Annotated in this window: 15 protein-coding genes; all 15 read right to left on the bottom strand. The window is 62.0% G+C overall.

The window, feature by feature from the left end:
- Positions 1-222: 222 nt before the first annotated feature.
- A complete protein-coding gene (locus CIW50_RS28695; protein WP_172980514.1) occupies positions 223-912 on the bottom strand; it encodes a cyclase family protein in 690 nt (229 codons plus the stop codon).
- A 130-nt stretch (positions 913-1,042) separates the two neighbouring features.
- Positions 1,043-1,933: an amidohydrolase family protein gene (locus CIW50_RS28700; RefSeq protein ID WP_149534561.1), complete on the bottom strand. Its 891-nt coding sequence runs from the start codon at positions 1,931-1,933 to the stop codon at positions 1,043-1,045.
- A 25-nt stretch (positions 1,934-1,958) separates the two neighbouring features.
- Positions 1,959-2,846, bottom strand: a complete 888-nt coding sequence (locus tag CIW50_RS28705) for an NAD(P)-dependent oxidoreductase (protein ID WP_149534562.1) — start codon at positions 2,844-2,846, stop codon at positions 1,959-1,961.
- Between the two features lie 65 nt (positions 2,847-2,911).
- Entirely contained in the window at positions 2,912-3,610 is a 699-nt protein-coding gene (locus tag CIW50_RS28710; RefSeq protein WP_149534563.1) for an ABC transporter ATP-binding protein, read from the bottom strand.
- Positions 3,603-4,319: an ABC transporter ATP-binding protein gene (locus CIW50_RS28715; RefSeq protein ID WP_149534575.1), complete on the bottom strand. Its 717-nt coding sequence runs from the start codon at positions 4,317-4,319 to the stop codon at positions 3,603-3,605. The genes CIW50_RS28710 and CIW50_RS28715 overlap by 8 nt, the downstream gene beginning before the upstream one ends.
- Positions 4,316-5,326, bottom strand: coding sequence for a branched-chain amino acid ABC transporter permease (locus CIW50_RS28720; RefSeq protein WP_149534564.1), 1,011 nt, complete (start codon positions 5,324-5,326; stop codon positions 4,316-4,318). Before CIW50_RS28720 ends, CIW50_RS28715 begins: the two co-directional genes overlap by 4 nt.
- Positions 5,323-6,204, bottom strand: coding sequence for a branched-chain amino acid ABC transporter permease (locus tag CIW50_RS28725; RefSeq protein ID WP_172980515.1), 882 nt, complete (start codon positions 6,202-6,204; stop codon positions 5,323-5,325). The genes CIW50_RS28720 and CIW50_RS28725 overlap by 4 nt, the downstream gene beginning before the upstream one ends.
- A 51-nt stretch (positions 6,205-6,255) precedes the next feature.
- A complete protein-coding gene (locus CIW50_RS28730; RefSeq protein WP_149534566.1) occupies positions 6,256-7,446 on the bottom strand; it encodes an ABC transporter substrate-binding protein in 1,191 nt (396 codons plus the stop codon).
- A gap of 84 nt (positions 7,447-7,530) precedes the next feature.
- Positions 7,531-8,490 carry a dihydrodipicolinate synthase family protein gene (locus CIW50_RS28735; protein ID WP_149534567.1) on the bottom strand — a complete coding sequence of 320 codons (960 nt, stop codon included), beginning with the start codon at positions 8,488-8,490 and terminating at the stop codon, positions 7,531-7,533.
- 20 nt (positions 8,491-8,510) lie between these two features.
- Complete coding sequence (locus tag CIW50_RS28740) at positions 8,511-9,365, bottom strand: IclR family transcriptional regulator (RefSeq protein ID WP_172980516.1); 855 nt, start codon at positions 9,363-9,365, stop codon at positions 8,511-8,513.
- A 342-nt stretch (positions 9,366-9,707) separates the two neighbouring features.
- Positions 9,708-11,330 carry a GMC family oxidoreductase gene (locus CIW50_RS28750; protein ID WP_149534570.1) on the bottom strand — a complete coding sequence of 541 codons (1,623 nt, stop codon included), beginning with the start codon at positions 11,328-11,330 and terminating at the stop codon, positions 9,708-9,710.
- A gap of 3 nt (positions 11,331-11,333) precedes the next feature.
- Complete coding sequence (locus CIW50_RS28755; protein WP_149534571.1) at positions 11,334-12,182, bottom strand: fumarylacetoacetate hydrolase family protein; 849 nt, start codon at positions 12,180-12,182, stop codon at positions 11,334-11,336.
- Positions 12,183-12,197: 15 nt separating this feature from the next.
- Positions 12,198-12,884 carry a DUF4286 family protein gene (locus CIW50_RS28760; RefSeq protein WP_149534572.1) on the bottom strand — a complete coding sequence of 229 codons (687 nt, stop codon included), beginning with the start codon at positions 12,882-12,884 and terminating at the stop codon, positions 12,198-12,200.
- Positions 12,885-12,956: 72 nt separating this feature from the next.
- Positions 12,957-14,000: an NAD-dependent epimerase/dehydratase family protein gene (locus CIW50_RS28765; protein WP_149534573.1), complete on the bottom strand. Its 1,044-nt coding sequence runs from the start codon at positions 13,998-14,000 to the stop codon at positions 12,957-12,959.
- Between the two features lie 108 nt (positions 14,001-14,108).
- Positions 14,109-14,786 (bottom strand): TetR/AcrR family transcriptional regulator, encoded by a 678-nt coding sequence (locus CIW50_RS28770; RefSeq protein WP_246664509.1) that lies wholly within the window; start codon positions 14,784-14,786, stop codon positions 14,109-14,111.
- Positions 14,787-15,016: the final 230 nt, after the last annotated feature.

A 15,016-nucleotide genomic window follows, 5' to 3' on the forward strand; every position in this document is an offset into this window, starting at 1 on the left:
GCCAAAGGCGCGTGCGTATCCCCATCAAGGCCACGGCCCGCGAGCCGATCAACAGGCCGGATACATATCAGCGACTTCCGCTATCTAAGCATAATCTCACTTGCGATCAGCAGCCGGTCCATACATTGCGCCAATAGCCGCCATTAACTCGAACGGCACCGCGGCTTTTTAAAGCGGTACCAAACGCCCGCTTTCCGGTCTGGCGGCAGGCCTGCTCGCATCTTATTTTTGATCGAAAACAGCTACCGCCCGGATCGGGGACGCCGTTCCGCCACGCCACTTCATCGGCAGTCCTATGAAGGTGAATTGCCCCTCGCCTAGCAGCGCTTCCAGATTGCACAGGCTTTCGATATGCGTAATGTCTCGGTCCAGGCAGGCCTTGTGAACTAGGAGGTTTACGTCACTCATCGGCCCGGGTCGCATTGAGTCGATGCCGAAATGCACCACTCCCTTGTCGGCCAGCCATTCGGTTGCAGCAACGTTGACGCCGGAATTTTCCGTCGCGTAGGCCTGTTTCGGAAAGGTGCGTTCGTGGTGGCCGGTGCACAGAAGAACAGTCCCTCCTCTCGGCACGTCTACGCCGCTCCGTTTCACTGCCGCTTCAAGATCAGATGGCGTCATCTCCGCCCGCGGCGCGATGTGGCGCAGGTCGATGCAAATTCCCGGCACGATACACTTTTCCAAGGGATATTCGTTGATCGGAATTCCCCCCTCGCCGAAATGGCTGGGTGCATCGATGTGCGTCCCCGCATGGTCCGGCATTGAGATGAACATCGAGGCGAGCCCGTAAACGCCGCCAGAGTCAGCAAATGATTCCGCGTGGCTCTTCCAGACGCCATGCAGGATGGGCGGGTGCCCCGGATATGTCGGGGCCCGGTGGTGCAATTCGCGGCTGAGATCGACGATCTTCACGTGAAAACCTTTCAAGCGTTATTAAGAAAGTGGACTTGGGAGCGGCAGGTCGGGACGAGCGATACCGGGATGATTAAAGACGACAAGCGCGCTCGCGAGCAACAAACTGCGAGGTTCAATGCACGACCCGTCAGATGCGGTACAAGCGCGCTGCGGTATTGTAGAGCACGTCGTGCTGTACCACCTCCGTCATTTGCTCAATTGCCTTGCGGAAAGTGGCATAAAGAGCCCTGAAATCGGTCCAGAGTTTCTCGATCGGGAAATTGCTTCCGAACAGACAGCGATCCGATCCGAACATGGCGACGGTCTCTGCGATGATTGGCGCCACCGTCTCGAAGCGATAGGCGTGGTCAAAGGTGCCCAAGCCCGACAGCTTAACGTTGACGTTGCCGCAATCCGCCAACGCCGCCATGCCCTCTCGCCATTTCTGCCAGCCGGCCGGCGATGTGTCTTCCAGCATGCCAGCGTGTTCCAGGACGAATGTCGTATTGGGAAAAGCCCTGGCGAGCCGGGCGCTGTCCGCCATCTGGTCGGTGAAGACCTGAAGTTCGAACAGCAAACCCAGATCCGTCGCCAGCCTGAGGCCGCGCTGCCAATCGCTGTCGTTCATGACATCCGGGCGCGGCGCGAAACTGTATTGTGGGTTTTTGTGCCAGTGCAGCTGTTGCCGGATGCCGCGGGTTGCAGGCAGGATCTTCAGCTGCTTCAGCAGTTCGCCGACATCAGGGTCGGCGAGATCGGCATAAGCGACATTGGCGTGCGGCCATCCGGTGGCGTCCGCGACCGACTGTACCCAGCGAGCCTCGTCCAAACTCTGCCCGGCGGGCCAGTTGGTCTGTACGTAGATCGACTTGACGACGTTACATTCAGCGATGTCGGCGCGATATTCGTCGATCTTGTAGTCCCGACAGATTGGCTCATACGGCCCGAAGATGCGAGGCACCTGTGGCCCGGACAGCCAGCTCAAGTCCTGCAGCCGCCAGATATGGTGGTGTCCGTCGATCGTGGGAATAGGCTTCATCGCGTTACTCCGTGCGACTGTTCGTTCAGGTTGGGTGCGCGGCCGACCAGTACGCCGGAAGTTCGGTGCAGTCGCGGCCGCCCCACCCCTCACCGCTCGCCCGGTCGAATACTGCGAGGGTCTGATGCGCCAGAGGCAGTTCGAAGCCGAGATTCTGGGCCTCGGCGACCATGGTTCGCAAGTCCTTGCGGATGGAGTCGCAGTCGAAGGTCGCGGAGCCCGGGTCCTTCAATTGCAGCGCATTCGCCACGGCCAATCCACGCGCGCGCAGCACATTGGGCGCGCCGGAGGTTTCGGTAAAGAACTCGACCAGCCAAGCGGGATCGCGGCCGAGATGACGACAGAGCGCATAGGCCTCGCCAAAACTCTGCCAAAACACGGCCAGCGGCAGGTTCACCGCCAGCTTCATGCTCGATCCCGCGCCAACCGGCCCCATCCATTCGACCCGGCGGCAGAGCTGGCCGAGGACAGGCTTGGCCCGCTCGAAATCGGTCTGCGCGCCGCCGGCAAAGCCGAGTAGCTTGCCGCTCAGCGCGGGACCCACGGTGCCGCCCACGGGACATTCGAGAAAGGCAGCCCCCCGCGCGGCCACGCGCTCGGCCACGGCCTTCTGCACCGCGGACTGCACCGTGCTCATTTCGATGAACAGCCTGCCGTCGACCGGGCCGGCGAGCAACCCGTCGGGACCGTCGAACACGCGATCGATCGCCGCCGCATCGGTGAGAATGGTGACGATCACGTCACTGCGCTGCGCGAGATCATTTGGCGAACTCGCGACGAAGGCGCCGAGATCGGCCAGAGGCTTTGCTTTTTCCGCCGAGCGATTCCAGACCGCGACGTCGTGACCGACCTCGATCAAACGCTGGGCAATCGCACTACCCATCCGCCCCAATCCCGCGACACCGATTTTCATAGCCAAACCTTTCCGACAAGCACGATTGATCACGCGATGGCCCGTCTCGCCTGTAATGCCGCGCGCTACATGAGATGGTCGAGGATTTCCGGATTGTTGAGCAGGTCTTCCGCCCTATCGTGGTGGCGGACGGCGCCGCTGGCCAGAATATAGATCCGCTCCGCGACATTACAGGTCAGCTTGGCGTTCTGCTCGAACAGCGCCACGGTCAACCCCTCCGCGCCCAGCAATTTCAGCGCCTTGCCAATTTCACCGATCACGATCGGCGCGAGGCCGAGCGAGGGCTCGTCGAGTATCAGGAGGCGCGGGTCCGACATCAGGCCCATCGACACGGCGACCATCTGCTGCTGACCGCCGGACAGCGTGCCAGCCGCCTGCCAGCGCCGCTCCTTCAGGATTGGAAACATCACGTAGCAGCGTTCGATGTTGCGCAGCGTGCGCTTGCTATCGCTGAGCGGATCGCCGGCGATGACGAGGTTCTCCTCGACCGACATACGCGGAAACAGCCCACGACCCTCGGGCACGATGGAGATGCCGAGTTCGATCCGCTTGTGCGTCGGCACGGATTGCAGATCGGTGCCATCGAAGGTCAGGCGTCCGGATTTGGGCGCAACCAGTCCACCGATCGCTTTGACGATCGATGACTTGCCGGCGCCGTTCGGCCCCACGACTCCGACGATTTCGCCTTCGCCGACGCTCATCGCGAGATGATCGACAGCGAGGAACGGCCCGTAACGTACCGTCAGATCTTCAATTTCAAGCATCTGCTGTCCCGAGATATTTGTCGATTACGCGCTGGTCCGCCAGGATTTGCGCCGGCGGCCCCTCTGCAAGCTTCTCGCCGGCCATCAGCACGACGACCTTGTCGGCGAGTTCGCGGATCACCTTCATGGTGTGCTCGATGACGAAGATCGTGCAGCGGCCCTTGAGCTCCGACAGCACGCCGATCATGGTGCGCACCTCGGCCGACGACAGGCCGCCGACCGGCTCGTCCAACATCATCAGCTTCGGCTTCTGCACCAGCCGCATCAGCAGTTCGACCTGCCGCTGCTCCATCAGCGTCAGCGACCCCGCAGGCTTGTCGAAGCGATGGGTGATGCGCAGCCAGTCGGCGATTTCCGCCACCGCTTCCTGAGAGGCCGCGTCGCGCGCATCGACCAGTGCGGTCGCGACGTTCTCGCGCACCGTCAACTCGCCGAACACCCGGACAGCCTGGTAAGTGCGCGTCAGCCCGGCTTTGGCGATCTGGAACGGGTTGGTTCCGGATACCGAACGGCCGTCGAACGACACCGTGCCGCTGTTCGGCTTGGTATGGCCGGAGATCACGTTGACGAAGGTCGTCTTTCCTGAGCCGTTCGGCCCGATCATGCCCAGCGTCTCACCGCGGTGCTGCACGAGATCGATGCCCTTCAGCGCCGCGACGCCGCCGAAGCGCTTCGAGACCGCTTTCACATCCAGCAGGATATCGTTCATTTTGCACCTCTGGGCGTGGCCGGCACGTCGAGCGGCGGCGCCGACTCTTTCTTCTTTCGCAGGAAGCCGCCGGCGATTCCGGCGGGCATCAGCACGATGACCGCGATGATGAGCAGGCCGTAGAGGATGTCCTTCACCGTGTAGTATTCCTGCAGCAGGAACGACAGCGGCGCGAGCAGGATGGCGCCGATCACCGGCCCCCAGATCGTGCCGCGACCACCGAAGGCGACCATCAGCCAAATGTTCATGCTGATCAGCACGTCAAAAGAGCGCGGCGAGATGAAGCCGATATAAGGCGCATAGAGCGCGCCGCCGACGCCGGCAAACAGCGAGCCGATGAAGAAAGCGATCATCTTGTAGCCGGTGACGTTGATCCCCAGCATGCCGGCGAGCTCGTCATCCTCGCGAATGGCAATCAGCCTTCGTCCCAGCGTCGACTTGACGATGACGATCAGAACTATGACGCCGATCACCGCCGCCGCCGACAGAACGAGGTCGTAAGCGAGGCCGGACAACGGCTGACCGCCGCCCATCGAAGGCAGCGGGATCTGCGAGATGCCGGTGTCGCCGTTGGTCAGGCCCGAGAAGTAAATGAAGCCCAGCGTCACGACGGTCTGGATCACCAGCGAACACAGCGTGAAATAGAAGCCCTTAAGACGAAGCGACGGTAGCCCGAGTATAATTCCCGATATCGACGCGGCAAGCGCTCCGACCGGCAGCGCCAGCCAGAACGACCAGCCGGACGCGGTGAGGCCGACGACCGTATAGGCGCTGATGCCGGCAAGGCCCGCGAACATCAGCGGCATCAGCCCGGTGTAGCCGTACAACAGGTTCATGCCGGAGGCCCACAGGATGTGGATCATCGTCACGCCAGCGACGAAGGCGAAATAGCGATTGCCCGACAGCAGGAATGGCGTCGCAAAGGCGACCACCGCGAAACATGCCAGCGGCAAGCCATGCCCTTTCGCCAGGAGCGAAAGATCTTTTTTTTCTGTGACAGGCGTCATCGTGCGAACAGTCCCGATGGTTTGAAGAGCAGGATCAACAGCATCGCGCCGAGATAGGAAAATGCCGCAATGGTCGGGCTCGCGACCGTGGAGACCGCCGCCTGCGTGAAGCCGAACACCATGCCGACGATCACCGCGCCCAGCACCGAGCCGGGACCACCGATGATCATGATCGCAAAGGCGGTGATCGACATCGTCCACGCCACCGTGAGATCGAAGCTGTAGGCGAGCGCGAACAGGATGCCGCCGGCAAAGATCACCGCATTGCCGAGCGCAAAGGAAAGGCTGTAGCTGGCCTTAACGTTGACGCCGCGCAGGGCCGCCGCGTCACGGTTCTGGAACACCGCGCGGATGGCGCGGCCGTAGCGGTGATAGCGCAACAGCGCAAACAACGCCGCCAGGATCGACAGGGCCAGTGCCAGCACCATCAGGCGGTTGTTGGCGACCGGCAGCGGTCCGATGAAGGTGATGCCGCTGACCAGCGGCGGCAACTGGAACTGATCGCTCCAGCGCCCATAGGTGGCCGCGAAGATGCCGGTCAGAATCTGCGTGATGCCGAGGCTGAGCACGAAGTAGGAAATGTTGCGATTGGGCACGTCGTAGAACCGGCGCACCAGAATGTATTCCAGCCCGTAGGATAATGGCACGCTCACGCCGATGACGAGGATTGCGGCGATGGCCGGATGAATCCCCCAGCTCACCGTCATGGTCCAGCCGAGCAATGCGGCCAGCACGAAGAACTGTCCGTTCGCGGCGTTGGGCATCCAGATCGAGCCATAGACGATCGTCACGCCGACGGCGACGAGCGCGAAGATCGAGCCCAGGATCAGGCCCGTCGATATCGTGGAAAGAAAGATAATCAGATTTGCGTCAGACACGCGCCCACTCCCGGGAGAAGCGGGCCGCCGGATATCCGGCGGCCCTGGATATCACTTGACCAGCGTGTAGACCGGGATGACTTCCGGATCCCATTCGATGTAGAAGGCCTGCTTGGCCTTGTAGGTCTTGGCCGTCACTTCCTTCATCTGCAGGAAGTACATGTACTCCATACGCGCGCCGTTCTTGTCGAACTCGATCGGAATGCCGGAGGTCTTTTCCTTGGTCTTCAATGCCGACATCGCATCGCGGAACTTCTCGCGGTCGTCGGCGGCTTCCGGATTGGCGTCGATCACTTCACGAATGACGTTGGCGGTGACGTAGCAGAAGTTCTCACCATAGGACGGCGGACGATCGTACTGCGCCGTGAATTCCTCGACGAAGGTCTTGCCTTCCGGCGTCAGCGAATCGAGGTTGGAGTCAAAGAATGTGCCGTAATACGATCCGACGCTGCGCTTGCCCCAGTTCATCACTTGCGTGGTGATGCCGAACGGATGGATGATCTGCTCCGGCTTGATGCCGAGGTCGAGCAGCTGGTTGGTGATCGTATTGTCGAAACCGCCTGCGCCGCTCACCATGACAAAATCGGGCGTGGCGGCAAGGATCTGTGCCGCCTGCACGGTGGCGTCGTTGGACCCTTGCGGGAAGGCGATATCGGCGACGATCTTGAGACCGGACCGCGGCGCCTGATATTTGATGCCCGCCGTGATCGCGCGCATCAGCGCGTAGTCGGAATAGATCATCGCGATCTTGCCGCCCGGCTTCTGCTTCTCCACGAACTTGGAGATCGCATAGCCCCAGCCCACCGCATCCGGCTCAAGCCGGAAGGTGTAGCGCGTGCCGGGCTTGGTGAGCTGCGGGAATGCCGCCACCGGCACCACGAACGGCACCTTGTTCTGCTCGGCATAGCCGTAGACCGCGAGGCCGGTGTCGGAGCTGGTCGGGCCGCTCAGCGCGAGCACCTTGTCCTGCACGTCGAGGCTGCGCGAGGCCGCCACGGCCTGCGCCGGGCTGGTCTGGTCGTCGGCGATGACGAATTCGATCTTACGCTTGCCCGGAGGGTTGAGCGTCTTTTCCGCCATCTTCAGGCCGGCGACGCAGCTGGTGCCGAAGAAGCTCCAGGCGCCGGTCAGTTCTGTCACGAAGCCGATCTTGACGGGCGGCTTCTCCTGCGCATGTCCGATGCCGGCCGATGCCAGCGTCGCCGTCGCCAAAACGGCGAGCAAAGACTTTCTGTGTGTCATTTCGTTTCCTATCCCAATGAATTGTTTTTGATTTGGTAGTTCGGCCAGCAGATCTTTTGTCTGCCGTACCGTCGTTCTTGAAAACTAGGCGGCTTCGCGCCGTTTGCCGGACGCATCCAGCAGTCCCGCCGCAATCAGGGCTTCTCGAATACGGGCGATTTCCGGCTCCTTGATCTTCACCAGCGGCGGACGAACGACGGCCCGCGGCAGGCGCCCGAGAAGAACAAGCGCTTCCTTCATCCGGTTGTGCATATCGACAAACGGCTCGGCGTAGAACATGCTGGCCATCGGATGGATCCGGTCGTTAATGCGGCGTGCCTCGACGAGGTCGTTGGCGTTGACGGCGCGGAACAACTGCGCCTGCAGGTCGGCGATCACGCTGCCGCTGCCCGACAGCAATCCGGTGCAGCCGAGCACCAGCGAGCTGAGCAGCCAGGCGCTGTTGGTGGACAGCACGTTGACCGGCCGGCTGCGTGATTGCAGCACGCGCACCTGGTTTTCGTGCTGCTGGACGTTCTGGGTCCAGTCCTTGATTGCGCGAATGTTCGGGATCTCGTCGAGCAACCGCGTCAGCGTCGCCATCGGATAGCCCTGCCCGGTCGCCAGCGGATACTGGAACAAGATGATCGGCAGATCGGAAGCCGACGCGATCGTCTTGAAGTGGGCGACGGCCATATCGGCATTCTGGCCGAGCGTGAACGGGGCCGGCGGAAACACCAGTAGGGCGGACGCCCCGCCTGCCTGCGCGCGCTTCGCGATCCGGGCAGCCTCGAGGCTGCCGTCGGCCCATACGCCATGAACGATTGGCAGGCGGCCGCCGATTTCGTCCATGGTGGTTTCGAGAACACGGCTCTGCTCTTCCGCGGTGCACGAGGCGACCTCGGTCGAATGCGCGTTGACCGTTACGGCCGACAGGCCCTCAACGGCTGCGATATCGCGCAGATGGCTGCGGAAGCTGTTTTCGTCGATCGAAAAATCGTCGTGGAATGGCAGCAGCACCGCGGGGATGACGCCATGGGGCACGTAGTCGGTAAATTTACTCATGTCGATCTCCTGTCTCTCAGTCATGCCGGTCGTTGAAGTCGCAAGGGGGAGCGTTCGTCCAGCGGCCACATCCGCGCGAGGCGGGACGCGACCTCCGCGGCCAGCGGGCCGCAGGCCTCGACCTGCGTGCGCGTCATGCGGTTGGTGGGCGCGGCCACCGAGACCACGCCGACGCATTCGGTGGCGCCGGACAGCCGCGAAGCCATGATGGGAGCGGCGACGGCGCCGACGCCGATCTCGTTTTCCTCGAAGGTCGAGGCGAAGCCGCGCCGGCTGGAAATGTCGAGTTCCTTGCGCAGCACCTCGTAGTCGACATTGGTGTGCGGCGTCAGTGACGCCATGCCAACCTGGTCGATCAACTGGGCCGCGCGTTCGAACGGCAGGGTCATCAGCCATGCCTTGCCGGTCGCATGGCTGTGCAGGCTGACTTCGAAATTGAAGTTCGGATCGATGCGCAGCGTGCGGCGCGTGCCGACCACGGCATAGACCCAGGTGATCTTCTCGCCCCGCTCCACCACCGAGAGACGGACGAGTTCGCCCGTGCGCTCCGCCAGGTCTTCCAGAACGCTGGTGCATTGGCCGAGCAGCCCCGACTGCTGCAACTGCCGCAGGCCGAGATTGCTGATCCGGTAGGTGAGATGATAGCGCTGCGCAACATCATCACGCCAGACATAGCCGGCATGTTCGAGCGTCTCGAGCAGACGCGAGGCAATCGCCTTGTTGACGATGAGTTCGCGCGAGATTTCCGCCAGGCTCAGGCCATCGGAAGCGCCGGAGAGCAATTGGATTGTTTCCAGCGCGCGCTCCACGGCGAGCACGGTCGTCTCCACCGGCTTGGTCGCGCCGCGCTTGGAATCGGCAGGTGTCCCGACCATCACAACTTTCTCCATATCAATTGCACCACGACCGGCTCGCGCCGGCGTTGATCGCTTCCATGGCCGATTCCCGGCGTTCCGGACGCGATGCCGTGCAAAATGACGCTAAAAAGCCGACCGGCGAGGCACCAGCCAACGATGCGACCGCTTGATTGCGTTGCGCGATCCACAGACAGCGGTAGCAGCTATTGGCTGAACCCGGCCGCATCAAAGCCTCCCAGAAATCGCCGTTACCTTCTAGAGGTAACGTCGTTACATCAAGCCGGTTATACTTTCTGGTGTCAAGCGCCGATCGGGCGCGATGACGTTTTTCAGATGGAATTACGCAAGCGTAGTTCGTCACTAGATTCCGCGCCGCGCGCGAATCAGGTCTGCGGCTTTCTCTGCGATCATGGTCACGGCGGCGTGCGTATTGCCGGATGGGATCGTCGGCATCACGGAGGCATCCGCAATGCTCAGGCGATCGATGCCGTGCACCCGCAGATCGGACGAGACCACGGCCATCGGATCCTGCCCCATGCGCGCGGTTGCAACCGGATGGAAGATCGTTGTGGCGATGTCGCCGGCGGCGTGCGCGAGCTGATCCTCGGTCATCACCGACTGGCCGGGCTTCAGTTCTTCCGGCCGGTACTCCTGCAGGCGCCTGGTGGCCATCAGCCTGCGCGCATGCCGAATGCTGTCGACGGCGACGATCCGGTCGGTTGCGGTCGACAGGTAGTTCGGCTGGATTTTTGGCGCATCACCAGACGCGGCGCTGCGAATATGCGAGGTGCCGCGGCTTTCCGGCCGCAGGTTGCACACAGAGACCGTCAGCGCGGGAAACCGATGCAGCGGCTGGCCGAAGGCTTCCAGCGACAGCGGCTGGACGTGATATTCGATGTTGGCGCTTTCGTAGTCGGGCGACGATCGCGTGAAGATTCCGAGCTGGCTCGGCGCCATCGCCATCGGACCGCTGCGCCGCAGGGCGTATTGCGCCGCGATCCGCAGCTTCCCGGTCCACCCGGCCGTCATGTCGTTCAGCGTCTTCGCGCCGGTGATGCCGAACACCGTGCGGATCTGAAGGTGGTCCTGCAGGTTTTCGCCGACGCCGGGAAGCTCGCGCTTCACCGCGATACCGTGCTGCGACAGCACTTCGCCGGAGCCTATGCCCGAGAGTTCGAGCAGTTTCGGCGTACCGATGGCGCCGGCGGCCAGCACGATTTCGCCGGTCACTTCGGCGCGGAACGATTGCCCGCCTTTGCGATAGACGATTCCGGTCGCCCGGCCGTCCACGATATCGATGCGCTCGACCTCGGCATGGGTCTCGATGCGCAAATTCTTGCGGTGCTTCACGGGATCGAGAAACGCCTTACGCGCATTCCAGCGCACGCCGCCGCGCTGGTTCACCGCGAAATAGCCCGCGCCTTCATTGTCGCCGCGATTGAAATCACTGGTCGGCGCGATGCCGAGTTCGGCCGCGGCTTCGCGCACGGCGTCGAGCACCGGCCAGTGCAGGCGCTGCTCCTCGACGCGCAATTCGCCGCCAATGCTATGATGCTCGTCCGCAGGACCATAGTGCCGTTCGGACTTCAGGAAGTACGGCAGGACATCGTCCCAGCCCCATCCGGCATTGCCCATCTGGCGCCAGACGTCATAGTCGCGCGCCTGGCCGCGCATATAGATCATGCCGTTGATCGACGAGCAGCCGCCGAGCACTTTTCCGCGGGGATAATTCAGCGAGCGGCCGTTCAGTCCCGGCTCCGGCTCGGTCTTGAAGCACCAGTCCACCGCCCTGTTGCCCATCGTGTAGAGATAGCCGACGGGGATGTGGACCCACAGCCGATTGTCGCTGCCGCCCGCCTCTAGCAGAAGCACGCGGGCGCCGGCAATCGCGCTTAGACGGTTGGCGAGGACGCAGCCACCAGATCCGGCGCCGACGACGATGTAGTCGAACTGCCCGATCGAGGCTGCGTCCTGACCGGCCATGGGCTACGCGCCTTCCAGCACGACAGTCTGCTTCTGGTGTCCGAGACCGTCGATTTCGAGCCGCATCACATCACCGACCTTCAGATAGAGCTGCGGCTTCATGCCGAGACCCACGCCAGGCGGCGTTCCGGTCGTGACGACGTCACCGGGGTGCAGCGTCATGAAGCGGCTGAGATAGCTGACGAGATGCGCCACGCCAAAGATCATCGTCTTCGTAGAGCCGTTCTGTCGGCTGACATTGTTGACCTCGAGACGCATGCCGAGATTACCGGAATCCGCGATCTCATCCGAAGTGACAAGCCAAGGACCCATCGGCGAGAACGTGTCGTGGCTCTTGCCCTTGGTCCACTGGCCTTGACGTTCGATCTGCCATGCCCGTTCGGAGACATCGTTGAGAATGCAATAGCCGGCGACATGCTTGAGCGCGTCGGCTTCGGAGACGTTCTTGGCCCGGGTCCCGATCACGAAAGCCAGTTCGACTTCCCAATCCGTCTTCACCGCATCCGCGGGAATCTCCACGGGATCGTAGGGACCGGAGATCGAGCTTGTCGCTTTCAGGAAGACGATCGGCTCGGTCGGAACCGGCAGGCCGGCTTCCTCGGCGTGGTCGGAATAGTTCAGACCGATTCCGACCAGCTTGCCGACGCGGCCCACGCAGGGGCCGATCCGCGCCCCCTGCGGCGCGAGCGGAAGGCTGCTTAGATCAAGTGCCGCCAGCTTCGCCAAGCCCTCCGGTGAGACAGCGACACCGTCGATATCGCTGACAACACCCGCGAGGCTGCGAACCGCGCCGGACTTATCGATGATTCCCGGCTGTTCCTCGCCGACGTTTCCGAACCGTACAAGCTTCATATCATTTCCCGAACTTTATGAGTGGTCGGCTACGCGATGCGCGATCTCGAGCCAGTAAGTGTTGCGTTCTTCGTCTCCGCGTGGAGCGGAGCACACCGCATCTCCCGCGGCGACCGGATCGGGAAGCCGCTCCGGCGGCAGCGTCTGTTCGATCATGATGAGATAGGCCTGCTTGCCAGGTCCGCCGCCGTAGATCTTCCGCTCCGACGTCGCGATATTGCTGACCGCCGCATCCGCGCGCCACAGCCGCGCCCGCAAAACGCCGCGGCACTGGCCAACGGCCTGCATCCAGGCGCCGACATAGTCGCCTTCGCTGCCATCCGGCAGGTCGAACCGCAGCGCGGTGATGTAGGGCGCAGCGAGCTGGCCGGCATCACCGACTTCGGCAAGGCGCGAATAGATGCTGCGCACCGGGTTCCGGAAGTGGGTCAGCGCCTCCCGCGTCCAGTCCGTCGGCGCGTTCAACGCGGCCATGTAGGCGTCGGAAGCCAGCACGCTGGTGGCGTCGGTTTCGTAGAACATCAGGAAATGCGGCGCATCGCTCATCGCGCGATACCGCCGTCCCTCGCGAAAGCCGGGAATGCCGACGCGCTCGGGAATGTGTTCGCAATTGTGCCACTGCTGATAGCGCAGCACATAATCCCGATCGATGTCCGACCAGAAGGCCATCAGGCCGAGGCCCGGCGCGGTTGTTGTGCTCATGTTCGATTTCCAGAATCAGAGAAGCGGATGCGCATCGACCTTCGCCGATGCGCATCCGGTGTCTAGGTCAGATCAGAACTGCCCTTCCCGCTCCTCGTAATGGGTCGGCTTGTCGTGAGACGGCATGTCGCGCTGCATCCAGTCGGCGACCCAATCGATCATGCGGGCCAGCGGCACCGTCGGATAGCCATACAAGCGCTGGGCAGCCAGCGTGCTGTTGTACCAGCCGGTCTGGGCTTCCTCGCCTTCATAGACCGGCTTGCGTCCGAATATCCGGCCAAACTCTTCGGCCGCCATGCGCACGCTCATATGCTCGGGCCCGCCGACATTCAGGGGCGTCGTCGGCGTCGTGACATGCGCCAGCGCGCCGAGAATCTGCGCGTTGCTGTCACCCTGCCAGATTACCGAAGCATAGGCGGTGCCAATCGGGATCGCCCTGCCATCCAGCACCCAACGGGCGATATCGTGCAGCACGCCGTAACGCATATCGATGGCGTAGTTGAGCCGGATAAGGCGGCCGGGCGTTTTGTGCTGGCGGGAAAAGTACGAGAACATCCGCTCGCGTCCCGTGCAGCTCGTCGGATAATCGCCGACCGTGCCGGGCTGGACGCTTTCGTCCCATCCGCCGCCGCTGATTGGCGCAAACGGATAGACGCACAGCGTGGAGAAGGCAACAATACGCGATTTGTGAAAGCGCTCAGCGACCATCGCCGGTACGTGCGTATTCATTGCCCAGGAAAAGCTTGGATCGACGTCGGTACCGAACTTCTTGCCGGCCATGTAGATGATATTCGACGTATCTGGCAGCGCAGCGAGCGCTTCGCGGTTGAGAAGATCGCACGAAATCGTCTCGATACCCCAGCTATCGAGTCGTTCGCGAAGGCCAGGCTCGGAAAATCGCGCGACGCCGATCACCCGCTTATCGGGCGCCGCGCGCTTTGCCATGCGCGCCAGCGTAGGGCCGACCTTGCCGCCGACGCCGAGCACCATGATGTCGCCCGGCGCATCGGCGAGCAACCTGCCAAGCCATACCGGTGGCCGCGACAGCAGCTCTTCCAGAATTTCTTCGGTCGCAATGGTAGCGGGAAGATCATGCGACTGCAGGAACTCGGTCATTCTGTTTCCTCCGTTTTTAATTAAGCGAACACTTAGTAATTGGCCGCGGAGGTGTCAAGGCACGAATGCCGCGCAACTTTGCCCAGACGTGCCGCTGCGACGAACCTTTTAAGGACGAAGAAAGCCCATGATGACGTCGGTGATGAACGTCTCGCGCTGGCGAAGCCGTTCTTCGGTCATGAAATCTTGATGCAGAATGACGCCGAGCGTATGCCGGTTCGAAAGGTAAAAATAACCTTCGGCATTGATCGAGATAAACAAATCGGTGGCGTCGACGCCGCGACGAAACACGCCCTTGGCAACGCCGCGGTCGAGCGTTTCCCGGATGAAATCCAGCAACGCATCATACATACTGACAATCAACAGTGAATTCTTGATGTGTCGGGCGCGGTGCATGTTTTCCGAGACAAGGAGACCGATCGCCTCCGGCGAATCGACGAACATCCGGAACGTCGAGACAATCAGACCACGCATCGCGTCTTCGGGATCGGCGTTGCGCAGCTCCATGTCCTTGTGATGCGCGCGAATATCCGCATAGGCCCGTTCCATCACGGCGATAAATAGTTTTTCCTTGTTGCCAAAGTAGTGATAGACGAGATTGATATTGCAGCGCGCTCGCTTTACGACCGCTCCCACCCTGGCACCATCGTATCCTCGCGATGCGAACTCTTTTGTCGCGGCGTTTAGTATCCGCGCCTTGGTCGCAAGCGGATCTCGAGCAATAGTTTTTGGTGCCGCACGTAGCGTTTTCATCGCACTGGCTTTCGAAAGGCCTCCATGCGTCATGGACACGCGCGTTGACACAGTAATTAGTCAAGTTACCTATCTCGTATGCGAAAAGGTCGTCAATCCTCAACTTTCAAGCGTTTCGCTGTACTGCGACAGTCCGCTAATGGGATGGACCGGCTGCTTCCCCCGCGCGGCAGTCGGCCTAGACTGCTGCGTTTCAACCGGAGAAGCAGCCCATGGATACGACCATTGCGCCCCTCGCCTCGATCGGCATCGATATTGGTAAG

The organism is Tardiphaga sp. P9-11 (assembly GCF_008329525.1).
Lineage (GTDB): Bacteria > Pseudomonadota > Alphaproteobacteria > Rhizobiales > Xanthobacteraceae > Tardiphaga.